The organism is Haloterrigena salifodinae, from assembly GCF_003977755.1.
GTDB lineage: Archaea > Halobacteriota > Halobacteria > Halobacteriales > Natrialbaceae > Haloterrigena > Haloterrigena salifodinae.
The window spans coordinates 1160963-1183075 of sequence record NZ_RQWN01000002.1 but is presented as its reverse complement, the minus strand read 5'-3'; the positions used below and the strand labels follow the sequence as shown (position 1 = coordinate 1183075).

The 22113-nt window shown below is 66.7% G+C and carries 21 protein-coding genes; 7 read left to right on the top strand and 14 right to left on the bottom strand.

All coding sequences use genetic code 11. The features are described from left to right. Positions 1-10 precede the first annotated feature (10 nt). The 5 genes from EH209_RS14430 to EH209_RS14410 all read right to left on the bottom strand — a co-directional run bounded on the left by EH209_RS14430 (position 11) and on the right by EH209_RS14410 (position 5178). Positions 11-679, bottom strand: coding sequence for a hypothetical protein (locus EH209_RS14430; protein ID WP_126663542.1), 669 nt, complete (start codon positions 677-679; stop codon positions 11-13). Next, complete coding sequence (locus EH209_RS14425; protein WP_126663541.1) at positions 676-1698, bottom strand: ABC transporter ATP-binding protein; 1023 nt, start codon at positions 1696-1698, stop codon at positions 676-678. The genes EH209_RS14430 and EH209_RS14425 overlap by 4 nt, the downstream gene beginning before the upstream one ends. Before the next feature lies 1 nt (position 1699). Further along, the gene (locus tag EH209_RS14420; protein ID WP_126663540.1) at positions 1700-2533 is read right to left on the bottom strand and encodes an ABC transporter permease; all 834 of its coding nucleotides are present in this window, start codon (positions 2531-2533) and stop codon (positions 1700-1702) included. Positions 2534-2782: 249 nt separating this feature from the next. After that, on the bottom strand, positions 2783-3412 hold the full coding sequence (locus EH209_RS14415) for a metalloprotease (RefSeq protein ID WP_126663539.1): 630 nt from the start codon (positions 3410-3412) through the stop codon (positions 2783-2785). After that, positions 3409-5178: a TraB/GumN family protein gene (locus tag EH209_RS14410; protein WP_126663538.1), complete on the bottom strand. Its 1770-nt coding sequence runs from the start codon at positions 5176-5178 to the stop codon at positions 3409-3411. Before EH209_RS14410 ends, EH209_RS14415 begins: the two co-directional genes overlap by 4 nt. A gap of 165 nt (positions 5179-5343) precedes the next feature. Between EH209_RS14410 and EH209_RS14405 the strand changes: the two genes are divergently transcribed. Beyond that, a complete protein-coding gene (locus tag EH209_RS14405; protein ID WP_126663537.1) occupies positions 5344-5787 on the top strand; it encodes an acyl-CoA thioesterase in 444 nt (147 codons plus the stop codon). A 235-nt stretch (positions 5788-6022) separates the two neighbouring features. Here EH209_RS14405 and EH209_RS14400 read toward each other — a convergent pair whose 3' ends face one another. From EH209_RS14400 to EH209_RS14390, 3 genes are all read right to left on the bottom strand, one after another. After that, positions 6023-6262 (bottom strand): glycine zipper 2TM domain-containing protein, encoded by a 240-nt coding sequence (locus tag EH209_RS14400; RefSeq protein WP_008896879.1) that lies wholly within the window; start codon positions 6260-6262, stop codon positions 6023-6025. A 145-nt stretch (positions 6263-6407) separates the two neighbouring features. Next, entirely contained in the window at positions 6408-7187 is a 780-nt protein-coding gene (locus tag EH209_RS14395; RefSeq protein WP_126663536.1) for an HAD-IIA family hydrolase, read from the bottom strand. 116 nt (positions 7188-7303) lie between these two features. Further along, positions 7304-7717 carry an SHOCT domain-containing protein gene (locus EH209_RS14390; protein ID WP_126663535.1) on the bottom strand — a complete coding sequence of 138 codons (414 nt, stop codon included), beginning with the start codon at positions 7715-7717 and terminating at the stop codon, positions 7304-7306. Positions 7718-7892: 175 nt separating this feature from the next. Between EH209_RS14390 and EH209_RS14385 the strand changes: the two genes are divergently transcribed. The 5 genes from EH209_RS14385 (at position 7893) to EH209_RS14365 (ending at position 12133) form a co-directional block, all read left to right on the top strand. Next, the gene (locus EH209_RS14385) at positions 7893-8342 is read left to right on the top strand and encodes a hypothetical protein (protein ID WP_126663534.1); all 450 of its coding nucleotides are present in this window, start codon (positions 7893-7895) and stop codon (positions 8340-8342) included. A gap of 43 nt (positions 8343-8385) precedes the next feature. Next, positions 8386-9651: a M20 family metallopeptidase gene (locus tag EH209_RS14380; protein ID WP_126663533.1), complete on the top strand. Its 1266-nt coding sequence runs from the start codon at positions 8386-8388 to the stop codon at positions 9649-9651. Between the two features lie 66 nt (positions 9652-9717). Continuing rightward, positions 9718-10182 carry a hypothetical protein gene (locus EH209_RS14375; RefSeq protein WP_126663532.1) on the top strand — a complete coding sequence of 155 codons (465 nt, stop codon included), beginning with the start codon at positions 9718-9720 and terminating at the stop codon, positions 10180-10182. A gap of 525 nt (positions 10183-10707) precedes the next feature. After that, a complete protein-coding gene (locus EH209_RS14370; RefSeq protein WP_126663531.1) occupies positions 10708-11928 on the top strand; it encodes an MFS transporter in 1221 nt (406 codons plus the stop codon). Positions 11929-12001: 73 nt separating this feature from the next. Beyond that, positions 12002-12133: a rubrerythrin-like domain-containing protein gene (locus tag EH209_RS14365; RefSeq protein WP_008896873.1), complete on the top strand. Its 132-nt coding sequence runs from the start codon at positions 12002-12004 to the stop codon at positions 12131-12133. 126 nt (positions 12134-12259) lie between these two features. Here the strand turns inward: EH209_RS14365 and EH209_RS14360 are convergent, their stop codons facing one another. Together EH209_RS14360 and EH209_RS14355 are read right to left on the bottom strand one after the other, a co-directional pair. Next, positions 12260-16030: an apolipoprotein A-IV repeat region-like domain-containing protein gene (locus tag EH209_RS14360; protein ID WP_126663530.1), complete on the bottom strand. Its 3771-nt coding sequence runs from the start codon at positions 16028-16030 to the stop codon at positions 12260-12262. Positions 16031-16188: 158 nt separating this feature from the next. Continuing rightward, positions 16189-17013, bottom strand: coding sequence for an MOSC domain-containing protein (locus EH209_RS14355; RefSeq protein WP_126663529.1), 825 nt, complete (start codon positions 17011-17013; stop codon positions 16189-16191). A gap of 224 nt (positions 17014-17237) precedes the next feature. Between EH209_RS14355 and EH209_RS14350 the strand changes: the two genes are divergently transcribed. Next, entirely contained in the window at positions 17238-17702 is a 465-nt protein-coding gene (locus EH209_RS14350; protein WP_126663528.1) for a dCTP deaminase, read from the top strand. Positions 17703-17759: 57 nt separating this feature from the next. On the opposite strand, the gene EH209_RS14345 is transcribed toward EH209_RS14350, so the two are convergent. The 4 genes from EH209_RS14345 to EH209_RS14330 form a co-directional block, all read right to left on the bottom strand. Beyond that, the gene (locus tag EH209_RS14345; protein ID WP_126663527.1) at positions 17760-18560 is read right to left on the bottom strand and encodes an enoyl-CoA hydratase-related protein; all 801 of its coding nucleotides are present in this window, start codon (positions 18558-18560) and stop codon (positions 17760-17762) included. After that, entirely contained in the window at positions 18560-20143 is a 1584-nt protein-coding gene (locus EH209_RS14340; RefSeq protein WP_126663526.1) for a long-chain-fatty-acid--CoA ligase, read from the bottom strand. The genes EH209_RS14345 and EH209_RS14340 overlap by 1 nt, the downstream gene beginning before the upstream one ends. 211 nt (positions 20144-20354) lie before the next feature. Next, a complete protein-coding gene (locus EH209_RS14335) occupies positions 20355-21182 on the bottom strand; it encodes a DUF6159 family protein (RefSeq protein WP_126663525.1) in 828 nt (275 codons plus the stop codon). 83 nt (positions 21183-21265) lie between these two features. Next, the gene (locus EH209_RS14330; RefSeq protein WP_126663524.1) at positions 21266-22099 is read right to left on the bottom strand and encodes a 2-oxo acid dehydrogenase subunit E2; all 834 of its coding nucleotides are present in this window, start codon (positions 22097-22099) and stop codon (positions 21266-21268) included. Positions 22100-22113 lie beyond the last annotated feature (14 nt).

Here is a 22113-nt window from a genome sequence, read left to right as displayed (position 1 = left end):
GGCGAGCGAGTCAGTCGGCCAGACGATAGGTCAGCAGGTAGTACGTCCCGACGCCGTGGAGGAAAAAGAGGATTCCGAACGCGGCGTAGCCGAAGTACTGGAGCCACTCGACGTGGGGCATGAACAGCGCGAACACCAGGATCCACGCGCCGTTGACGTAGAACGGGTAGCGGTCGATCGCGCGGATCCGGTAGGCCCGCAGGATCGTCCCCACCAACAGATACCCCATGCCGAGGACGGTAAAGGCGAGACTGAAGAAGAACGCCCCCTGCAAGACGCTCTCGACCTCGGCGCGAACGGGGTCGACGATCGACGTCACGACGAACAGGCCGGCGACGAGCGTCCCGAAGACGACCGTCCAGCTCGGCGTCGGCCCCGGATCGGCGACGTTCGATCCCGCGCGAGCGCTCGTCTGCCACTGTGTGAACCCGACCAGCGCGAAGACGGCCCCCCAGACGAGGACGTAGACGTACTCCGGCCACGGGTAGACGAACATAGCGTTCGTGATGACGCCTGCAAGACCGACGACGACGCCGTGGACGAGCCACAGGCGTCGCTGGCCGGGATACCGCTTCTCGATGGCCATCGCGGACTTGATCTGTTCGATGTCCTCGCGCAGCACGTCGACGTCCGGGTCGTCCGCCGTCGAATCGTCCGCGCGATCGACGTTATCGGTCATCGGTGCCCGGCCTCCTCTGGATCGGATGGTTCGGCGGCGACACCGGCGCTGTCGGTCGCCTCAGCCACACTCGAGCCGGCGCCTCGAGTCGCGTCGCCGCGGGCTGACTGCACGTACGTGTAGTAGTTGAACAGGTCGGTGTACGACGGCGGATCCGGATCGACGGTCGCGCCCTCGCGCGCTCCCTCGACGGCGTTCTCGATCGCCGCGAGGTCGGGGTCGGACGCCAGAAAACCCCGAATTTCGTCACCGCGCTGGAAGACGCGGTCGCCGAGGAACAGCGACTCGGGCGCCATCGCTCCGCGGATCCGGACGACCGGCGGGAGTTCCTCGAGGAGGGTTGCCGGGGCACCCGTCGCGACCGTCCGCCCGTCCCGGACGAACGCGATACGGTCGGCGATCTGTGCGTCCAGCGGCGCGTGGCTCGTCACGAGGATCGTCTTCCCGGCCTCGCGGTACTCGAGCAAGAGGTCGTGGACGATCTGGATCATCGCGAGATCGAGTTCCGCCGTGGGTTCGTCCAGCAGGTAGAGGTCCGCGTCGACGGTGAGCGCGATCGCCAGTTCAAGCTTCCGCCGCATCCCGCCGGAGTACTCCCGCGCGGGCCGATCGAGGTCCGAAGTCAACTCGAGGCGGTCGACTAGTGCCCGCCAGTCGTCGGTCGCCCGCGGGTGGAGATCGCCGTAGAACCGGAGGTTCTCCCGGCCGGTCAGATCCGGATCGATCGTCTCACCCTGGAGCATCACGCTGGTCGCCGACCGCGCTTCGGTCGGCGATCGGTCGCCGAACAGTTCGATCTCGCCGTGCTCCGGCGCGGTGCTGCCGGCGAGACACGACAGGAACACCGACTTCCCGACGCCGTTTGGCCCCATGAGCGTAACGAGTTCTCCCTTTTCGACGGTCAGGTCGAGCCCCTCGAGCACCGCACCGTCATCGAACCCTTTCTCGACGTCTCGGGCCTCGAGCAGCGGCTGCTGTTCCCCGTCGGTTCGCTCCGCGATCGTGGTATCAGTTGGCATCTTACGGTTCACCTCCGTACGCGAATCGCGTCATGACCCCGACGGCCGCGGCCGAGAGGCCGATGGCGTAGCCGACCAGCAGGGCACCGTACTCGAGCGAGAGCGGCGCCTCTGGCGGCGTCATGAATTCGACGCTGTCGGTTCCCGCCCAGGCGGCGATCTGCATGCGCGTCGCCAACGAGTTCGGCAGGTAGTTAACGAACGCCGGATCCTCGGCGATCATACCCGGCGTGATTCCGTTGAACCCCGTCAAGTAGAACGCCATCAGGACGACGACGACCGCGATCGTCGTCATGTGTTCGGGCTTGGTGATCACCAGCGCCAGCCCCATCGCGAGCGCCATCGCGATCACGCAGAACAGCACGAACGTCAGCGCGAGGATCGCAACCGTCGTCGGACCGATCCGCTCGAGTTCGAACGTGGCGCCATGTGCGACGGCCACGAGGATCGTCACGAGATAGGAACAGGCACCCAGCGCCGTTCCGGCGACGAACCGGCCGGCGAGGTCGGCCGTCGGCGAGACCGGCATCGCTCGCAGTTTTCGGTACCGATCGCCCTCGAGGTCCCGAGCGAACTCGCCGGCGAAGACCGCGACGGAGACGGTGAACGCGCCGAACAACCCGTAGGTGATCCCGTTGGCAGCCTTGACGTAGCCGAGCTGATCGGGGTCGGGGGCCTCGATGAAGATCGCCATTGTCAGTAAGTACCACAACACCGGCCAGCCGACCGACAGAAAGACCAGAAGTTTGTTGCGACGCAGTTGCTGGACGTGCCTCCGCGTGAACGCTCGCGCTTGTCCGGTCCAGGGGACCGATCGGTGTCTTGGGTTGGTCATCGTGAGCACACTCCCGAGTACCGACGATCTCGACAGACCGCCGACAGCTCGCTCGAGTCGAACGTCAGCTCACAGGCTAAAAATATTTACGGGATAGACTACTTCCTATCACAAAGTAGCGAAAGACATAAATTGGTAAGAGGTTCGTTGGTGGGAACAGTCGGTCATTTGTCTGTGTACAGCGGGGGACGTCGGTCACCGATCGAAAAGAGAAACGCGGATCGTCGCAGTCCGGACTGCCGACCGCCGTCAGAACGGGTTGACGAACAGGACCACGTACCCCGCAAGCAGAGCGCTCGGGACGAACACGAGCGCGAACACGCCCTTGTGCCAGTCGTAGACCGATTTGCCGTCCAGCGGACCGAAGGGGATCATGTTGAACGCGGCCAGCACGAGGTTGATCCAGACGCCCATCTGGCCGATGGTCCCGAGCGGGGCCGGCATGAGCATCAGCGGCAGGAACATGATCGCGAGCAGGTGGTTGGTGACGGGCCCGGCGAGGGCGATCATCGCGTTCTCCCGTTGGGTGATCCGGCCGCGGTGGTAGACGGCACCAGGGGCGGCGAAGAGGAAGCCGACGAGCGCGCCCATGAGAGCCAGAAACAGCATCTGGTAGTCCGCTCGGAACTCGGCGATCTGGCCGTGTTCGATCGCGACGACCTTGTGTGCGAGCTCGTGTAACAGGAAGGCGACCCCGACGGTGACGAGACTGAACCCGACCATCCCGAGGAAGTAGCCGACGTCGGCGCCGTTCTGGATCGGCGCGAATATCAGCGAGAACGCGACCGACAGCGTCACCCACGCGACGGCGAGATCGATCAGCTCCCGGTCGCTGAAGGTCAGCTCCGGCTCCGACCGCGACCGCGCGCGGACGCTCATGTCAACAGCCCTCGGAGCAGCTCGAGCGTGTTCTCGGCCCCGCGGAAGAGCTCGTTGAACAGGGCGTTGATCCCACCGATTTCGGGCGCCAGCCACGGCAACACGCCAACCACGAACAGGAAGCTCGCGATCATGCTTCCGATGTTGGTCAGCGCGACGATCATGATGAGCCGGAACAGCGGCACCTCGAACATGTCGGCGAAGGCCTCCTCGATCGGGCGCTCGGTGTCGTCGATGATCTCGTTTAGCGTCTGGATGTCCCGGACGTTGACCGGTCGGTATTTGAGTTCGACGTAGCCGGCGAACCAGCCCGGCGCCAGCAGCGGGTTGATGCTCGTCAGCCAGGCGACGGCCCCGCCGACGCCCGCGCTGATCCAGCGCGCGCCAGCGAGGCGGGCGAGCGTGAACGCGAAGATTCCGTTAATCAGGAACCACGCTCCGAACAGCTGAAGCAGGAATGTGTCCTGAACGCCGGCCATGACCAGGAGGAAGAAGAAGGCGACGAAGCCGAGCGTCAGCAGGTAGCCGACGATCTTCAGCGGCGAGAACCGGCTGCTCGAGGTCGTCCCCGACAGCGACTCGAGGGACGGGATCTCCGAGGGGTTCTGGAGGTGGCGCTCGATGCCGGCCTTGTGTCCGGCGCCGACGACGGCGAGTACGTCGTACCCCTGCTGGCGAAGCCGGTGGAGGTGGGTAGCGATGTAGGCGTCGCGTTCGTCGATCAGGGCGTTGGCCCCGCGCGGGCTGAACTGGCGGAACTCCTCCATCATCGCCGCAACGACGTCGCCGTCGGTCATCTCCTCGATGTCGACCTCGTCGATCTCGTCGACGTCGCCGCTGATGCCGTCGAGGAGGAGCCCGACGACCGCGCCGACGAGGACGCCGATGCCGAGGCCGGCGAGCATGCCGGCTGTCCCGCGGATCGCGTAGGTGCCGAGGCTCTCGAAGGTCCCGACGGAGAACGGCCCGACGGACACCTCCGCCGCGACGAGCGCGAGACAGGCCGCGATTCCGAGTCCCATTCCAGCGAGGATCCGTATCGTGAACCCGCCAGCAACGCCGTTCGATCTCCCGATCGACTCGAGCGAGGGGAGAAAGAGAAGTCCGACGAGGGCGCCGCCGAAGGCCCCGGCGGTGACGGCACCGGCGGACGCCAGCGTCGTCGAGCCGCTGATACCGAGCAACAGGGTGTCACCCAGCCCCAACAACGGGGCGAGGAATGCCCCGAAGAGGAGTCCGACGAGGGCGCCGCCGATGGCGCCGAAGGAGAGCCCGATGGTCCGGGGATCGGTGACCCCCAGCGCGAGCCCGCCGACCATCTTCAGCTTCTCGGTGATCGAGAGCCCGCGCCAGAACCGCTGGATCGTCACCTGGATGTCCCGGTCGACCAGCGCGACGCCGCTCCCGTTGCGTTCGGCGGACTCGATGGCGGCGCGCATGTCCGCGCCGGGTTCGATGTCGAACTGGTCGCCGAGCCGCGACTGGACGTAGGAAAGCATCCAGTAGGCCAGAAACTGGAAGACGGTGTTCCCCGAGAGGAGGTCGCCCGCCTCGATGTCGTCCGGCGCGCCGCCCTGCATCTGGCGGTACCGGTTCTCGTCCAGTTCCACGGCGACGACGTCTGGTTGCTCCTGATCGATCGTTTCGTGGACCTCGTCGACGCTCGACTGCGAGACGTGGGCCGTCCCGAGGACGGTGACGGAGCCCGGTTCGTCACCCGGTGGATCGGGGGGTGCCGGCACGTCGGCGTCGCCTGCATCGCTCATTAGCGAGTCAACTCGGCGACGACTTTTACCAGTATCGAAGCCGGAGGAAATAATAATTCCGATTTCTTACTTATTGCATATAATTATTTCCCACGACGAACCGCCGCGGTATTGCGGGCCGAAGCGACGACAAGAGTGTTTGTGCTCGTCCCGAACGAACAACCGATGACCGATCTCATCGAGACGCTCGTCGAGAATCGCGAGATGGTCCAGCCCAACCACGCCAACATGCTCGATACGGCCCACGGCGGCACCGTCATGAAATGGATGGACGAGGTTGGCGCCATGTCCGCGATGCTGTTCGCCGGCGAAACCTGCGTGACGGCCCGCGTCAACCAAATGAACTTCGAGCGGCCGATCCACGTCGGCGACACCGCCTACATCACGGCCTACGTCTACGACGCGGGCACCTCGAGTGTAAAGGTCCGGCTGGTCGCCGAGCGCGAGGACCTGCGGACGCGGGAGCGGGAGATGACGACCGAATCCTACTTCGTCTACGTCGCGATCGACGACGAGAAGAACCCGACGGCGGTGCCCGAGCTGACCGCCGACAGCGAACAGGAAGTAGCACTACGGCAGGCGGCACTCGAGGGCGACGGCGACCGCTGATCGAATACAGAGCAGCCGGGACGACCGTCGACTCGGACCGCGTCAGCGATCGATCGATTCCGAGCGGCTCCGGCGGCGCGGCGCCGACCTACATCCGCGACCGGGGTGTCCGTCTCCGGTTACCATCGCTCGAGACCGCATGGGAAGTTGACGGCAGACACTACCGACTGACCGCCGTTCGGAACCGAGCCCGAGCGATCCGTCGATTCGGTCGCGCGGCGAAAACGGAGCTAGTTCAGTTCGAGTCGCTATCGGCGTCTTCCGACAGCGGCACGAAGTCCTGTTCTCTGGCCTCTTCGAGGACGGCCGTTGCCGTCTCGCGGGTGTCAGCGATGGTCGCACCGGTCATCGCGCCGATCGCACCGCCGGTACTCGCGGCGTTTCGACTGAAGACGGAGCCGATCGCGGCGCCGACGGCCGCGCCGATCGCGGCGTACCGAGCTCGGAGCAAGACGCGCTTGATTCGTTCCTTCATAGATAGCGGTTCGTGACTGTTACCCATAAATATGTCTCTCGAGCACACGAGTTGCAGGAACGCCCGTCCGATTCCGATCGGGACCGACTCGAGATCGTGTCACCGATCCTTCGCCGGCGGGCCTCGGCGATCGCCGAGCGGAGCGCTACAGCAGCGTCGCGACGTCAGCCAGCGACTCGAGGACGTGATCGGGCTGGATCTCGGACGACTCGACATCGGCTCGGTCGGTCACGCCGGTCAACACGAGCGCCGTCGTCATGCCGGCTCGCTCTCCCAACGCGATGTCCGTGTTGAGGCGGTCGCCGACGACCAGCGTCCGGTCGGGAGCGGCGTTCAGGCGGTCCATCGCCGCCGCCGCGGCGACCGACGAGGGTTTCCCGAGGATCGCGTCGGGCTCCCGGCCCGCGACGGCCTCCATCGCAGCGAGGATCGCCCCGGAGCCGGGAATCTCGCCGTCGTCGATCGGGATCGTCGCGTCCGGATCGGTCCCGTAGAAGGGGACGTCGCCTTCGAGGGCTCGCAGCGACTCCCAGAGCGTGCCGAAGGTGAACTCCTCGTCGAACGAGCCCAGGACGACATCCGCGGCGTCGGGGTCGTCGGTCAATCCGACGGTCGCCTCCTCGAGGATGGCCCGGAGCCGATCGCTGCCGACGAGGTAGACCGTCGCATCGGGATGGGTCGTCGCGAGGTACTCCGCCGAGACCGTCGCCGAGGTGAGGACGGTCGCCGGATCGACGTCGATCCCGTGGGGCTCGAGTTTCGCCCCGTAGTGATCGCTGCCGCGCGTCGGGTTGTTCGAGAACAGGAGTCGATCGACGCCGGCGTCCTCGAGGTCGCGGAGGCCGTTGGTGGCGTTCGGGAGCAACTCCTCACCGCGGACGATCGTGCCGTCGACGTCGAGGATCGCCGCCTCGTAGTCGGTCATCGGCCGGGGCTACGGCGGGGCGCCGATTGAGTGTTTGGGACCAAGAGTGGCCGCTGCGAGTCGTTGCACACCCGATTGCGCGTCGGCTGTGCGATCGGCGCGAGTCGTTTCAGCTGTTACTGCGACCGCTCGAGTTCGAGTTCCTCGGTCTCGAGTCCGGCGGCGTCGGCCCGCTCGTTGGACTCGATCAGCCGATCCAGTTTCGCCTCGAACTCCGCTTCGGAGAGTTCGCCGTCGGCGTACCGCTCCTGCAGTCTCGTGACGGGGTCGCTCGCATCCGCCGTGCGTTCGGATGCGGCCTCCGCGGCGTCCCACTCCCGCTCGGCCGCACGGTGGGCGTCGGCTCGCTCGCTGCGACGGGTGAGATACCAGATGAGGAACGTGCTGGCCACGAACAGCGCGGTGAGGCCGAGCGCCCACAGCGGCCCCGCCAGTAGCAAGGCGGCGATGATCAGCACGTCGGCCAGGACGAACTTGATGGCGAAGATTTCCGTCAGCGTGTAGCTTCGGCCGCCGCTTTCGCTGCCCATACGTGACAGTTGGGTGTCGTTCGAAATAACTGTGGGGATCGAAACGGCGAGAGCGTAGTCGACCGCAGTCGCTGTCCGGTCTATCGCCTCGTCGCTCTCGAATTGACCCCCGTCGAAGCGGAGACCGGTCCCTCGCCGGGAAAACGCACATCCTCCTCCCGGACGAACCTCACGTATGGCACTCGACACCGAGGTTCCCGACCCGCCCGCGCTCCGCGGGTCGTCGGATCCGGGCGACTACGACGCCGTCGACGAACCCGAGGAACGGATCGGAGACGACGTGCGGCGCGGCGAACTCGAGGGGTTCTTACGGGCCGGCGCCTGGGAGGACGCGTTCGACGACTGGGCCGACCGCACCTACCTGACTGACGCGGAGTTCCGAGCCGTCCGCGAGGCGGGCCTGCTCGACGAACTCGACTTCTACTGGAATCAGGCCGCCGAGGACGTCGGCTACCGCGTTCCGTCGATCCCCGAGGATCAATTTGACGGTCACGAGGAGTTCGACGCCGACACCGTCGAAACCGTCGAAGAGGAGTTGGACGACCTCGCGCGGACGGTCAGCGAAGTGCTCGAGAACGATTACATCCACCGGGGGAGCGAGGAGTTCGGCTACGACTGGGAGTGACTCGAGGCCGAGGGTTTAGCCGTCCGGCGACCGTGGCTCGGGTATGGACGGCGATCGGAACTCGCCCGAGTCGGTACGGACGTATCTCCGGGACAATCCGCGGGAACTCCTCGAGACCACCCGCGAAATCGTGGCGGCGGACACCCGGAACCCGCCCGGGAACACGCGGGAACTCGTCGACCGATTGATCGACGAGTTCGAGTCGCTGGGATTCGACTGCGACCGGTTCGGCGTCGACCCGATGAAACCGAACGTCGTCGCGACGCTGCCCGGTGCCGACGAGTTCACCCTGCTGTACAACGGGCACGTCGATACGGTGCCGTTCACCGCCGCGGAGTGGGACCGCGATCCGCTCGGCGAGATCGACGGCGATCGCCTGTACGGCCGCGGGACGAACGATATGAAGGGCGCGATCGGGGCGATGATTCAGGTCGCCCGCGCATACGCTCGTACCGACACCGAACCGCCGGTGACCCTGCAGTTCGCCCTCGTGAGCGACGAGGAGGTCTGGGGCGATATCGGGCTGGCCGATCGGTTCGCCGCCGATCGGCTGGATCCCGACGCCTGTATCGTCGGCGAGGCCACCGGGCGGACCGACGTCAACTCGGTCGCGGTCGGCGACCGGGGCTACGTCTGGCCGACGATCGAGTACGAGGGCCGGGCCGCCCACGGCTCGCGGCCGGTGCTCGGCGAGAACGCGATCGACGGACTCTACGAGATCCTACGGACCTGTCGCCGACGCCTCCGCGAGTTAGACGTGCCGACGGACGGAATCGACGACGAGATCCTCGCCGAGAGCGTCGCCTACTACGCCTGCTATCTGGACGAGGCGTCCGCCAGAGCGCTGTTCCACTCGCCGACCGTCAACCTCGGTCGGTTCAGCGGGGGCGACGCGGTCAACACCGTCCCCTCGAGCGCTCGGGCCGACCTCGACGTCCGCGTGCTCCCGACGGTCAATCCCGAGGCGATCGTCTCGAGAATTCGCGACTGCCTCGAGGACCGGGAGGCCGCGACAATCACGGACATCGCGTGGACGGCGGGGTCGTATACGGATCCGGAGTCCGCAATCGTCCGCGCGACGACCGACGTCGTCGAGGACGTCGTTCCGACGCCGGTCTATCGACGGTTCGCGACGGGCGGAGGCGACGCCCAGGTTTTTCGGGACGCCGGCGTCCCGACGGTCGAGTTCGCGACCGGAACGGGGACGGCACACGCGGTCGACGAGTACACGACCGTCGACAAACTCCTGCGAAACGCGATTGCGTACGCGCAGGTGCCGTTCGCGATCGATCGGGAACGGGACGGGTGACGTCCGATCGCCGCCTCGCGACCGGAGGTGGGAATTCTTATCCGCGAACCCCTCCTACGTCCGGTCATGACACTCGAGGTCGAACCGCCTGAGCCGCCGGAACTGAACTTCGTCGACCCGAACGAGTACGAGGACGCGACGATCAGCGCCGACGGAGACGTCGACTATCGGCGCGAGGAACTCCAGGAGTTCCTCGAGACGGGCGCCTGGGAGGAAGCGTTCGAGGAGTGGTGCGAGGACACCGACCTCGAGGAACGGGAGTACGAGATCGCCCGCGAGATGGATCTCTTCGCCGGATTCGACTTCTTCTGGGACGACTTCGCCGACAGAGTCGGCTATCACGCGCCCGGCATCCCCGAGGACTGGCAGGCGCGGGAGTACCACCCGGGCCTCGATACATGGGGGACGGTCTCCTCGATCAACGCCGAACTAACCGAGTTCGGCCAGATCGTCTCGGTGATCCTCAAGGAGGAGTACATCGACTGGGAGGCCGAGTACGAACCGCCGGAGGACCTCCCGGACTTCGACTGATGAGGCGGCCGTTAGGGCCGCGTCGGCACAGACACGCGTAAGCTACTGCGGCGGACCGACGCGACGGCGCCCTACGCTCGGGCGACCGCGATATTTCTCGTTCGTCCGATTATTCACGGTTGCGTCGGTAGCAGGTTTCGACCGAACAGGTCATGTGATCTGGTACAGTCAGATGGATACCGGCGCGTCGATCGATGGCTCGAGGACGCTATCAGTAGACGTTCGTCCAATCGCTCAGTAAGCGCAGGAATAACGCAGTTGCGACGCTCCGGTGATATTCGACGCTGGGGTCAGCGATAAGCGGGCTAACCCGAGACGACTCGAGGGCGAGCACAGCGCGGCGACGATCGCCTCCGAGACGACTGACTACGAACGGCGACCGACTACGAGACCGCCCGAGATCGGTCGCGATCGCCGTCGACCGGCCCCGCCGCAGTCACTGATACACCGTTCGTCCCCGTTTCGATCGCGGTGGCGAAATCGGTGGGTATTCGTCGTTCGTTCGGATATCCCCGATAGACCCATATGGCGCTTCGCGAGACAGTCGACCGACTCCGCGGCTACGACGTCCTCGTCCTGACGGCGGCGATCTGGTTTCTCGCGAAGTTCCTTCGCTACGCCTTCCCGCCGCTGTTCGACTCGTTTGGGGCGAGTTACGGCGTCTCGAACGCGGTTCTCGGGACCGCCTACACCGGTCTGATGCTCGTCTACGCGGCCATGCAGTTTCCCTCCGGCGTGCTCGCGGATCGTTTTGGCTCAGTGGGCGTTATCACCGCGGGCGTCGTCGTCGCGGCCGTCGCCGCCCTCGCGCTGGTCGTCGACTCGCCGTTTCTCGTCCTCGTCGGCGCGATGCTCGTCATGGGCGCCGGCACCGGCGCACACAAGACCGTCGCCGTTCGGCTGCTGTCGCGGGCCTACCCCGAGCGAACGGGCCGCGCCCTCGGCGTGCTCGACACGTTCGGCGCCTTCGGGGGCGTCGTCGCGCCGGCCGTGATCGTCGCCGTCGCGAGCGTCTCGTTCCCGTTGGGCGATAGCTGGCGGCTGCTCTTCCTGGGCGCCGGGCTGCTCGGCCTCGGACTCGGCGCGGCGTTTCGGGTACGCGTTCCGCGACGCCTCCCGAACGACTCCGCGAGCGACGCCGCTACGGCCGCCGTCTCGGCCGGCGGCATCGGACAGTACACGACGCTCCTTCGGGACCCGCGGTTCGCGGTGTTCGCGCTGCTGACGGTGCTGTTCTCGTTTACCTACAACGGGTTCGTCGCGTTCGCCCCGCTGTATCTCACGCAGGAGGCGGGGCTGACTGACGCGACGGCGAGCCTGCTCTACAGCGCCCTCTTCCTCGCGAGCCTCGTCCAACTCGTCACCGGCGATCTCAGCGACCGGGTCGGACGACTCCCGCTCATCGTCGGCACGCTCGGGATCGCGTCGGTCTCCCTGACCGCTCTCATCGTCTTGACCGGGACGGCCGGGCCACTGGTTCTCGGCGCGGCACTCGTCGCGGTCGGGATCGGCTCCCACGGCTTCCGGCCCGTCAGGGGGGCTTACCTGATGTCGGCGATCCCCGACGACGTCGCCGGCGGCGGGCTCGGCGTCGTCCGGACGCTGCTGATGGCGGCCGGGGCGATCGCCCCCGCGATCGTCGGCACGCTCTCGGAAGTCGCCGGCTTCCGGCCCGCGTTCGGTCTCCTCGCGGTGTCGGTCGCCGCCGCCACGGCGCTCGGTGCCGTGCTCTGGCTGCTCGAGTAGTCGCGTTCGATGACGTTCATCGATACTATTTACCGTGGAAAGAGTTAACACGATTCATCACAAACGTTAGCATATGACAGTAGCCGAGCAGCTCGAGTACGAGTGTGTGGCGTGCGGGCACCGCGAGACGGTCGCCGACGCGCTCGTCAGCACCTGTCGGCGGTGCGGGGGCGAGATGCGAAACGTCGACCCGATCCGCGAGTAACCGGTCGCAGCCCTCGTGACGACCGACGGCGCCGTTTTCCCGCAGCTCCGTACGCGTAGCGCCGGCTCCGCGAACGCGAGAATCTCCGAGAAGGAGCGACTGTGCGAGCGACCCGCAACGATCTCCTTACCGACTCGCCGCGATAGCGCCGGCGATCAGGACGACGCCGAACACGACGGCGACGGCGCCGATCGTCCCGTCGCCCGCGAGCGCGAGCGAGCCGCCGGCGACGACGCCGGCGCCGCCACCGCCGGCAGCGATCGGAACGACCGTCTCCGCCGTTCCGGACGACTCGTCCCGTTCGTGGGATTGCGCTTCCGTCTCGACGCGCTCTCGCAACTCGGCGACGTCCGTCTGTAGCGCCTCGAGTCGCTCTCCGCGGGCCGTCGACGACTCCACATCGTCGAGCGCCGACTCGAGTCCGTCCACCTGATCCGCGAGCGCGTCCAGTCGATCGTCCGTCGACTCGAGGACCGTCTCGTCTGGCGTCGCGTCGAGGGCTGCTGCGAGGTCGTCGACCTCGCTCGCGACCGACTCAAGGCGGTCGTCGTGGGCCGCGAGCGAATCGGCCTGTCGATCGAGCCGCGACCCGTGCTCGCTCGTCCGGTCATCGAGTTCGTCCGCGCGGTCGGCCAGGTCGTCGACTCGCGTCGAGCGGTCGTCGAGTCGATCGACTCGGCTCGCAAGCGCGTCGGTCTGGCCCTCGAGATCGTCGACGCGATCCGCGACGTCCTCCAGCGCCGCCTCGCGGTCGGCCTCGAGGGCGTCGATCGCCTCGCGCGTTTCGTCGGACGCCGCCCGAAGCGTTTCGAGCTCTCCCTCGACGGCGTCGATCGACTCCTCGAGCGTCGCGACGGCGTCCGCGGACGCGGCCGTCTCGTCGAGGGACTCGAGGCGGTCGTCGAATTCCGAGACGCGCGCCGAGATTCGTTCGACGTCGGCGTCGACGGTTTCGGTAACGTCCTCGAGTCGGCTCTCGACGGTCGCCGAGCGATCGTCGACCCGCTCGAGACGGTCCGCGAGCGCGTCGGTCTCTTCAGCCACCGTCGATCGGAGGTCGGACGCGATGTCGTCGAGTTCCGTCTCGACCGAGTCGATTCGCTCCGTCAGCGTCGTCTCGAGCGCGTCGAGGTCGTCTCCGAGGGCGTCGACCTCCGCGGTCGCCGATTCGACCGTCTCCCGCGTCTCCGCGAGCGAATCGGACAGTTCGGCGACCGCGTCATCCTCCGGAGCCGCTTCGTCGAGGCGATCGAGGCGCGACTCGAGCGTCGCGAAATCGTCTTCGATCGATCCGACTGCGTCCTCGAGTCTCGTCTCGACGTCGTCCGTCCGGTCGTCGAGTCGCGCCTCGAGTTCGGTCGCCGTCGTTTCGAATTCGGCGGTCGTCGCCTCGAACCGGTCGTCGACCTCCACTTCGAGCAAGTCGAACTTCTCGCCGAGATCGGCGAGTTCGCTCTCGGCGGCGTCGAGGTCGGTCGCGAGGTCGGTGACCGCATCCTCGAGCGCCGTCCGCTCCGCGAGGTCCTCGAGTCGCTCCGAGACGCTCGTGACACTGTCTTCGAGTTCTTCGAGGTCGTCTTCGACGGCGTCGACCCGTTCGTCGCCGGCCGCCGTCGCCTCGACGTCCCCGATCGTCTCCCGAGCGCTCTCCAGGCGCGCCTCCAGATCGTCGGCTCGGGCACCCAGCGTCTCGCGGGCGTCGGTGACGTCGTCGGCCACCGTCCCGACGCGGTCGTCGGTCGCCTCGAGCCGATCGTCGATGCCCTGAATTCGATCGTCGACGTCATCGATCACGTCCTCAAGCCGGTCGTCGACATCGCTGATCCGGCCATCGGCGTCGCTGATCCGGTCGTCGACCGACTCGAGTTCACCCTCGAGCGCGTCGATTTCGTCCTCGATCGTCGCTGCCACGTCCTCGAGATCGGCGTCGACGGCAGCCAGTTCGTCGTCGACCGTCGCCTCAACGGCCTCGATATCTGCCGCGAATTCCTCGAGGTCGTCATCAGTTTGTTCGACGTGGTCAGCGAGCCGGTCGTCAACATCGTCGAGTCGATTATCAACGCCGTCGATCCGGGTCGCCTGCTCCTCGAGGCCGTCGTCCAGAGCAGCGAGACGATCGTCGATCCGGTCGACGTCCTCGTCGATCGCCGCGAGCGTCTCGTCCAGGCGATCGATCGTCGCGATCGCGTCCTCGAGGTCGGCCGCGGACGCGGTCTCCGACTCGAGCCGCTCTAGGCCCGTTCGGATCGTCTCGAGTCGCTCGTCCAGCGAGTTCGTTCTGTCCGAAACCCCCTCGAGATCGTCGGCGAGCTCCTCGATTCGCTCCTCGAGGGCCGCACGTTCGTCTGCCGCCGTCTCCGACAGCGTCTCGAGGTCGGTCTCGAGTCCGGACTCCAGTTCGTCGAGGTCATCCGCTAGCTCGGCTTCCAACTCGTCGATATCGTCCGCCAACCCGGATTCGACCGCCTCGAGGTCGGCTTCCAGCTCGGTCGCGAGGCCGTCGACGTCGGTCTCTAAGTCCTCGAAGGCCGTCGAGAGCGCCTCGAGATCGTCCCCCAGTTCGTCGACCGTTTCGTCGCTCGCGTGCGTCTCGCTCTCGGCTTCGAGGTCGCGCAGGTCGTTGGCGAACGCCTCGAGGCGCTCGTCGAGCTCCGCGACCGTCTCGACCTCGGCCGTCCGCTCCTCGACGTACGCGATGTCATCGAACGCCGACTCGAGGTCGGTTCGGACCGATTCGATCTCCTCGTCGCGGTCGGCGAGCCGGTCGAACAGCTGCTCGATGGCGTCGTCAGCGGGGTCGCGGTCCACGCCGGCCCCGCCGCCCAGATCGCCGTCGAAGGTGAGCGTCGTCGATCTGCTCGCGTCGGCGCCGGCCGAAGCCCCGTTCGACTCGTCGCCGTCCCCATTGGTTTCGGCCGTCGACCAGGTGACGTCCTCGTAGGCGTCGACGTTGTCTTCGGCCGCCGCGAGCGCACCGCGGGCGGCGCTCCCGGCGGGGTCGTCGGCCAGCCGCACCCCGCGAACCGAGAACGGGAGCGCCGCCGCGTCGAACCGCCCGCCAAGCAGGAACTCGAGGCCCTCGATCGCGCCGTCGCCGGCGACTGCGATCGGGACGGCCAGCCCCTGTTGCACGTCGTTCTCGTCGGCCTCGGCCGCGATTGCGTCGGCGAGGTCGCCGATCAGCGCGTCGTGGGCCTGCGCGAGCGCGCTCTCGACCTCGCCCGACGCGGCGTCGGGATCGAGCGCGAACTCCTCGCGGACGGCCGCGATCTCCGCCGGCTCGCGGCCGGTATCGGCCGCCGCTCGCTCGACGATCCACTCGCTGCCCTTCGCGAGCGAGAACGCCAACGCGGGCACGCCGTAGTAGGCCAGCGCGACGTCGGTCGTCTGCGGCCCGATGCAGATGCCGAGCCCGGTGTAGTTGTCCTCGGCCAGCTGGTCGTAGACGACGGCGAATCCCCTGCTGATCGGCGTGATATCGGCCGCGTGCTCGGCGACGATCGACTCGACAATCTCCCGGTGGGCCGCGGTCGGCTCCGTGGCGCCGACCAGCGTCCCCGGCGTCGTATAGCAGAGTCGCCCGTCGCTCGCGCCGTTCCCGAGCGCGTCCTCGAGCAGCGCCTCGAGAGCCGATTCTGCGTAGCCGTCGACCGCCAAGACACCGTTGGAAAACAGCGACTCGGGCGCCGTGCCGGTCGCGTCGGCGACCGCCTCGGCTGTCTCGCCGACTGCGTAGGTCGTTCCCTCTCGCTCCACGGACAGTCCGTCATCCGTCAGATCGCTCGCCGCGGCGTCGTCGACTGGAACGACGACCGGCGGTACCGATTCGATCGCGTCCCCGGCCGGTTCCGCGGCCACCCTGAGCGCTCCCGGTCCGATATCGAGACCCGTTCCCATGACACCGGCAAATCAGAGCGCCCTCTTTGAGCTTTGGCTCCGAATACCAGATGTGAAAATCGAGTGCGGACGCGTCTCGGCGCGTTCGGCCGACAAACGGCAGTTTCGCTCGCTACGCCGATCGACGGGCAACAACGCGTCGGCCGTCGTCGCTCGAGTCAGTCAGCCGGCGTCGGGGATGGGACGGGCTCCCTGACGGTGACCGGCTCGTCGACCGAGAGCGTCGTCCCCACCGACGCCTGCGGGACTCGCGTTTCGGACAACAGCCGGAAGTAGTGGTCGAACCGCACCGCGGTCGCCCAGTCAGGTAGCGTCGCGCGGCGGCGCTTGACGAACGTCTCCCGAAACCCGTCGGTTTGCGCGCCGGTTTCAGGGTCGCGCGCCGAGACGCCGCACAGTTGCGACGGCGCGGTCCCGTACAGCGTCGTCGACCCGACCTCGACGGGAACGATCCGGTCGGCCCGCCCGTAGAGTCGGTCCTCCCAGAACGGCGGGGCGCCGCCGATGACGAGCGTCGGCTGGACGCGACGACAGAGTTCGTCGGCGTCGATCTCGTCGTACCACTCGGCGACCGTCTCGAGCGTCTCGACGCTGACGACCGTCGGTCCCGACGGAACTGCGGCGTCCGGGCCGCCGCTCTCGCCGGTGCGAACGATCTCGACTGGGTAGCCGAGGTACTCCGAGAGCCACGAGGCGAAACACTCCCGATCGAGGTTGAGGTGGAAGGTCGCGGTCTCGTCGCTTCCTCGTTCGCGGACCGTCACCGTCTCTCGCTCGAGGTCGTACGTCGTCTCGAGCCTGCGGAGTCGGGGTTCGCGTTCCGCGGTGACCGGCGCGGGTCGGGCGTCGCTTCCCGGCGTTCGCTCGACGATCGTATACCGCCGCTCCCACGCCGGTCCGCGGTCGATGAGCGTCCGTTCCGAAACCGAGATCGCATCGAGGGACGCGACCGGCCGAATCCGAATCCGCTCGAGGTGTACCATCGGCCCTACTGTTGACGGCCTAACTTTTAGGTGTATTCGTTTTGGAAAGAATATCGGAAAGTCACTGTGGTTGATAGCGAGCCGCCAGTCGTGATCCGAATCGACGGCGAGGGTACCTCGGTCAGCGTTCGAGTCCGCTGGCTCCGCCGGCGCTCGACGCACCGACGATATTCGATGGGACGAGGACACGTTTTTTGCGCTGGGAAACCATCACTCCGACCGAAATGTCCGCTGAGCATCCGCTCGCCGAGGTCGTCGACAACCTCGTATACGAACCCGCACAGGTCCACGAGCACGGCATCGATCTGACCGTCAGCGCAATCTACGAGGTCGCCGCGCCCGGGCGACTGGATTTCGGCGGCGACGAACTCGAGGACGCCGACCTCGAGCCGGTGCCCACCGATCTTCGCGATCCGGACGACGAGTACGGCTGGTGGGATCTCGAGGGTGGCCAGTACGTCCTCCAGCACAACGAGTTCCTGACCGACCTCGAGGAGCCGGTCCAGCTCCAGCCGCGCAACGAACTGCTGGCTCGGGGCAGCTCCCACCCCTCGATGCTGGTCGCGTCGCACCTACCGCTGATCCCGCTGACCGTCGCCGACGGCGGCCTGCAGATCAAGGAAAACGCACGGGTCTCGACGTTGATTCCGGTCGGCGGCGGGACCGCTCGGACCGAGCCGGATCGCTAAGCGACGGTCGCGAACGGAGACGGGAGTATCGCTCGAGTCGGAGAACGAATTCGGCCGCTACCGGCCGTCGAACGACGGCTCGCGGTCCTCGAGGAAGGCGTCGACGCCCTCCTCGTGATCCGCGGTGTCGAAGACGATCCCCTGGGCCGTCGCCTCGTCGGTCAGCGCCTGCTCGAGCGATTTATCGAGCCCTTCGCCCACCAGCCGATTGGCGTGTCGAAGCGCGACCGGCGGGCCGGAGACGACCTTCTCGACGAACTCGTCGACCCGCTCGTCGAACTCCTCGGCGCCGTAGACGTGATTAACGAGGCCGATTTCTTCGGCGCGGCCGGCGTCGATGATGTCGCCGGTCAACACGAGTTCCTTGGCGACGTTCTCACCGACGATGCGGGGCAGCAGGTAGGACGTGCCGGCGTCGATGCTCAGCCCGACCTGCCGGAAGACGAAGCCGAAGACGGCCGTTTCGCTGGCCAGTTGCACGTCGCAGGCGATCGCGAGGTTCGCGCCGGCGCCGACGGCGGGGCCGTCGATCACCGCGACCGTCGGAATCGGGAACTTCGCCACTCGCCCGATGAGCGCGTTCGTCGAGCGCTCGAGCCTGCGCACCCGCTCGTCGGCAGGGACGTCGTTTTCGATTCCCTCGACCATGCGCTCGATGTCGCCGCCGGCCGAAAACGAGCCGCCCGAGCCCTCGATACGGACGATTCGAGCGTCGCTACCCTCGATCTCGTCGAGCGCTTCGGAGATACCGGTGCTGATCGCCTCCGAGAGGGCGTTGCGCCGATCCGGTTGGTCGAGCGTGATCGTCGCGGGGCCGTCGGCCTCGATCTCGAGGTGGACCGCTTCGCCCAGCGCCATTATTCGGCCTCCGCCTCCTCCTCTTCGTCCTGCTCGCGGAGCTTGAACTTCTGGACCTTGCCCGTGGTTGTCCGGGGCAGTTCCTCGACGAACTCGACCTCGCGGGGGTGTTTGTACTCCGCGAGGTTGGTCAGACAGTACTCCTTGATCTCGTCCTCGGTCACGTCGCCGTCGGGCGTCGGTACGATGAACGCCTTGACGGTCTCGCCGCGACGTTCGTCGGGAATGCCCGCGACGGCGGCGTCGGCGACGTCCTCGTGCTCGAAGAGGAGTTCCTCGACCTCCCGCGGGTAGACGTTGTAGCCCCCGGTGACGATCATGTGCTTCTCGCGATCGACGACGTAGAAGAAGCCGTCCTCGTCGCGGTAGCCGACGTCGCCGGTATGGAACCAGCGACGGCCGCCCTCCTCAGTGAAGGCCTCCTCGTTGGCCTCGGGCAGGCCGTAGTAGCCCTTCATCACGTTCGGGCCGGCGACGACGATCTCGCCGGTGATCTCGTGGAGGTCGGCCTCCTCCTCGTCGACGGGACCCGTTTCGACCGGTGGGACCTCTCCGAAGTCGTCGTCGACCACTTTCGAGTCGACGCCGGGGACGGTCTTCCCGATGCTGCCAACTCGACGGCCTTCGATCGGGCTGTTGAAGTGAGTGATCGGGCTGGTCTCGGTCAGGCCGTATCCTTCGTAGATCTTCGGCTCGTAGAGCTCCTCGAACCGGCGCAGGACCTCAACCGGGATCCCGGAGCCGCCGACGCCACAGAGTCTCAGCGAGGACATGTCGAACTCCTCGGCGTTCGGCTGATTGATAACGTCGTTGTACATCGCCGGTACGCCGTGCATGATCGTCATCTCCTCGTCTTCGATCAACGAGACGGCCTCCTGTGCATCCCACGAGGCCATTGGGTAGTACGCACCGCCGTTGAACAGCGACGCGTTCATGACGACGGTCATCCCGTAGATGTGGAACAGCGGTAACACGCCGAGTGATTTGTCGTCCGGCCGGATTCCGTCGGGGATGAGTTTCGACGCTGCGTTCGCGTTCGATGCGAGATTTTCGTGGGTGAGCTGGACGCCCTTTGGCTGGCCCGTCGTCCCGGAGGTGTACGGCTGGACGGCGTCGTCGTCGTCGTCGCGCTTGGCGATACCGGGATCACCCGGCTCGAGGAACGCCTCGAACTCGGTGGCACCGTCCGCGTCGCCGCCGACGCTGACCACGTGTTCGACATCGGTCTCGTCTTGGACCTCCGTGACGAAGGGAACGAGATCGGCGAGTGCGACGACGACCTTTGCCCCGCTGTCGGCGAGCAGATGGCTGATTTCACGGGCCTTGTACTGCGGGTTCATCGGGACGACGACTCCGCCGGCCCGCAACGTCCCGTGGAACGAGATCAGAAACGGCGGTACGTTCGGCAGATAGAGCGCGACCCGATCGTCGGCACCCAGCCCCCGTTCCTCGAGTGCGGTGGCGAACGCTCCGGTCTGCCCCCAGAACTCCTCGTAGCTCGTTTCCGAGCCCTGAAACCCGATCGCGGTGTTCTCGCCGTGGTCCTCGACGGCGGCCGCGACGTTAGTGACAAGATTTGTCATGCTCCGTGCGATACGTTTTCGTGTACCGTAAAAAAGATTGTCAAAGATACACCGGAGGGATCCTTTCCGACGGTAACCACTCACCCAATCAATACAGTCAGCGTTAGCGAGTCGTTCCGGTTCGTCGACTGCGACCGGTCGTTCTCGAGCGTGAGTCAGGTCGCCTGCTGATCCGTACGAAGGGTGACTGCGACCGACCGACTCGAGCGGGTCAGTCGTCGACGAAAACCTCCTCCGGGTCAAGTTCCGCGAGCGGGCCCACGCACTCGCCGTCGGTCGCGTACCGGTAGAGCGCCGTTCGGACGATCATGCCCAGTACCTGCGTGACGACGAGGGTCGCGACGACAAGGAGGCCGCCGAGCGCGCCGAGTCCGTACGCGGTGAGTCCCGTCGCCGAGACGTAGGCGACGACGAGCATGCAGATCCCGGCCAGCGTGACCGGGAACAGCGCCAGGCCGATCCCGAACGCTGCGGTGATCGACTCGCCCCACGTTCGGGCGAACGCGTCGCCGCTCTTCCGGAGTTCCGACCGAAGCGAGCCCGTTCGGTCTGTGACGATCACTGGGACGACGAAAAACGTCAGCAACCCCCATCCGAGATTGAGGATCGATCGGGTGAGCGTGCCGACGCCGGGGGCGTTGTCTTCGGCTACGTAGAGGAGGGTCCCGATCGTCGCGGAGACGAGGCTCCACTTCGCGATCTCCCGGCGGGCGTCCCACGCGGCCGCGAGCCCGTCGCGGGCCGACGTCTCCTTGCCGTCGAACTGCCGCGACGCGCAGTGGACCACCGCGGCGTTGAAGAAGACGCCGACGCTCGAGGAAATCGCGAGGCCGGCGAACATGGCGCCGTACCTGACGAGATCGTTCGTGAATACCGCGCCGAGCAGGCCGTAGTGGAGGATCGCGACGCCGACGGCCGCGTACGCACTGCCGACGGCGATGAGGCTCAACAGCGGGAGGATTGCGAGCCCAGGGCGGGCGCGAAACACGTCCAGACTGGCGTCGACTACCGCCAGTCCGTTGCGATATCGGTCGCGCATATTTCACGATAGTCTCTCTGAATATATATTCCTGTTGGGTTTCTAACCGTACCGGGAACAGGAGCGGACCCCGCTGAGTCGGGTCAGCCGTCGGGCGCGAACCGTTCGGCACCCTCGGTGTAGTCCGCGAGCGTCCCGAGGAACCGAGCCGCGTCCGCGCCGTCGACGATCCGGTGGTCGAAGCTCAGATCGTAGGTCAACTCGCGGCGAAACTCGAGACCGTCGTCGCCGCGGCAGGCCCGTTCCCGCGTCCGTCCGATCCCGAGGATCGCGACCTCCGGCGGGTTGATGACCGGCGTGAACGAGTCGACGCCGAGGACGCCGAGGTTCGTGACGGTGAACGTCCCGCCCCGGAGGTCGTCCATCGTGTACGCGCCAGACTGAACGGTTTCCGTCAGCCGTCGTCGTTCGGTCGCGATCTCGGCGAGGGACTTCGAGCCGACATCGCGCAGGACCGGCGCCACCAGCCCCGCCTCGATATCGACCGCGACGCCGACGTTGTGCTCTTCGTACGTGCGGTGGGTTCTGTCTTCGAACGTCGCGTTGAACGCCGGATGGTCCGCGAGCGTTGCCGAGAGCGCGGCCAGCACGACGTCGACCAGCGAGATGTCCGCCTCGAGGCGGTCGTTCGCGGTCTCGACCGCACGGAACAGCGCCTCGGCGCCGACCTCTCGGCTGGCTGTCACGTGGACGGCGTTCCGATAGCTGTCCTGCAGGCGGTTCGCGATCGTCCGCCGCATCGGGGAGAGCGATCGCTCCTCGCGGACGGTTTGGTCCGTTTCGTCGGTATTCGGGGTCTCGTCGCTTCCCGACCCGTCGTCGCGGTCCGCTCCGCCGTTTCGGTCCCGTTCGCCGTCGCCGTTCGTCTCGGTCTCCCGTTCGTCGCTCCCGTCGGATGCTGTATCGGTGGGTGGCATCGGAAATCAGTTAT

What these genes read in the sequence shown, in the direction of transcription:
- EH209_RS14430 (WP_126663542.1), bottom strand. Translation starts at nt 679, where the DNA reads ATGACCGATAACGTCGATCGCGCGGACGATTCGACGGCGGACGACCCG.
- EH209_RS14425 (WP_126663541.1), bottom strand. Translation starts at nt 1,698, where the DNA reads ATGCCAACTGATACCACGATCGCGGAGCGAACCGACGGGGAACAGCAG.
- EH209_RS14420 (WP_126663540.1), bottom strand. Translation starts at nt 2,533, where the DNA reads ATGACCAACCCAAGACACCGATCGGTCCCCTGGACCGGACAAGCGCGA.
- EH209_RS14415 (WP_126663539.1), bottom strand. Translation starts at nt 3,412, where the DNA reads ATGAGCGTCCGCGCGCGGTCGCGGTCGGAGCCGGAGCTGACCTTCAGC.
- EH209_RS14410 (WP_126663538.1), bottom strand. Translation starts at nt 5,178, where the DNA reads ATGAGCGATGCAGGCGACGCCGACGTGCCGGCACCCCCCGATCCACCG.
- EH209_RS14405 (WP_126663537.1), top strand. Translation starts at nt 5,344, where the DNA reads ATGACCGATCTCATCGAGACGCTCGTCGAGAATCGCGAGATGGTCCAG.
- EH209_RS14400 (WP_008896879.1), bottom strand. Translation starts at nt 6,262, where the DNA reads ATGAAGGAACGAATCAAGCGCGTCTTGCTCCGAGCTCGGTACGCCGCG.
- EH209_RS14395 (WP_126663536.1), bottom strand. Translation starts at nt 7,187, where the DNA reads ATGACCGACTACGAGGCGGCGATCCTCGACGTCGACGGCACGATCGTC.
- EH209_RS14390 (WP_126663535.1), bottom strand. Translation starts at nt 7,717, where the DNA reads ATGGGCAGCGAAAGCGGCGGCCGAAGCTACACGCTGACGGAAATCTTC.
- EH209_RS14385 (WP_126663534.1), top strand. Translation starts at nt 7,893, where the DNA reads ATGGCACTCGACACCGAGGTTCCCGACCCGCCCGCGCTCCGCGGGTCG.
- EH209_RS14380 (WP_126663533.1), top strand. Translation starts at nt 8,386, where the DNA reads ATGGACGGCGATCGGAACTCGCCCGAGTCGGTACGGACGTATCTCCGG.
- EH209_RS14375 (WP_126663532.1), top strand. Translation starts at nt 9,718, where the DNA reads ATGACACTCGAGGTCGAACCGCCTGAGCCGCCGGAACTGAACTTCGTC.
- EH209_RS14370 (WP_126663531.1), top strand. Translation starts at nt 10,708, where the DNA reads ATGGCGCTTCGCGAGACAGTCGACCGACTCCGCGGCTACGACGTCCTC.
- EH209_RS14365 (WP_008896873.1), top strand. Translation starts at nt 12,002, where the DNA reads ATGACAGTAGCCGAGCAGCTCGAGTACGAGTGTGTGGCGTGCGGGCAC.
- EH209_RS14360 (WP_126663530.1), bottom strand. Translation starts at nt 16,030, where the DNA reads ATGGGAACGGGTCTCGATATCGGACCGGGAGCGCTCAGGGTGGCCGCG.
- EH209_RS14355 (WP_126663529.1), bottom strand. Translation starts at nt 17,013, where the DNA reads ATGGTACACCTCGAGCGGATTCGGATTCGGCCGGTCGCGTCCCTCGAT.
- EH209_RS14350 (WP_126663528.1), top strand. Translation starts at nt 17,238, where the DNA reads ATGTCCGCTGAGCATCCGCTCGCCGAGGTCGTCGACAACCTCGTATAC.
- EH209_RS14345 (WP_126663527.1), bottom strand. Translation starts at nt 18,560, where the DNA reads ATGGCGCTGGGCGAAGCGGTCCACCTCGAGATCGAGGCCGACGGCCCC.
- EH209_RS14340 (WP_126663526.1), bottom strand. Translation starts at nt 20,143, where the DNA reads ATGACAAATCTTGTCACTAACGTCGCGGCCGCCGTCGAGGACCACGGC.
- EH209_RS14335 (WP_126663525.1), bottom strand. Translation starts at nt 21,182, where the DNA reads ATGCGCGACCGATATCGCAACGGACTGGCGGTAGTCGACGCCAGTCTG.
- EH209_RS14330 (WP_126663524.1), bottom strand. Translation starts at nt 22,099, where the DNA reads ATGCCACCCACCGATACAGCATCCGACGGGAGCGACGAACGGGAGACC.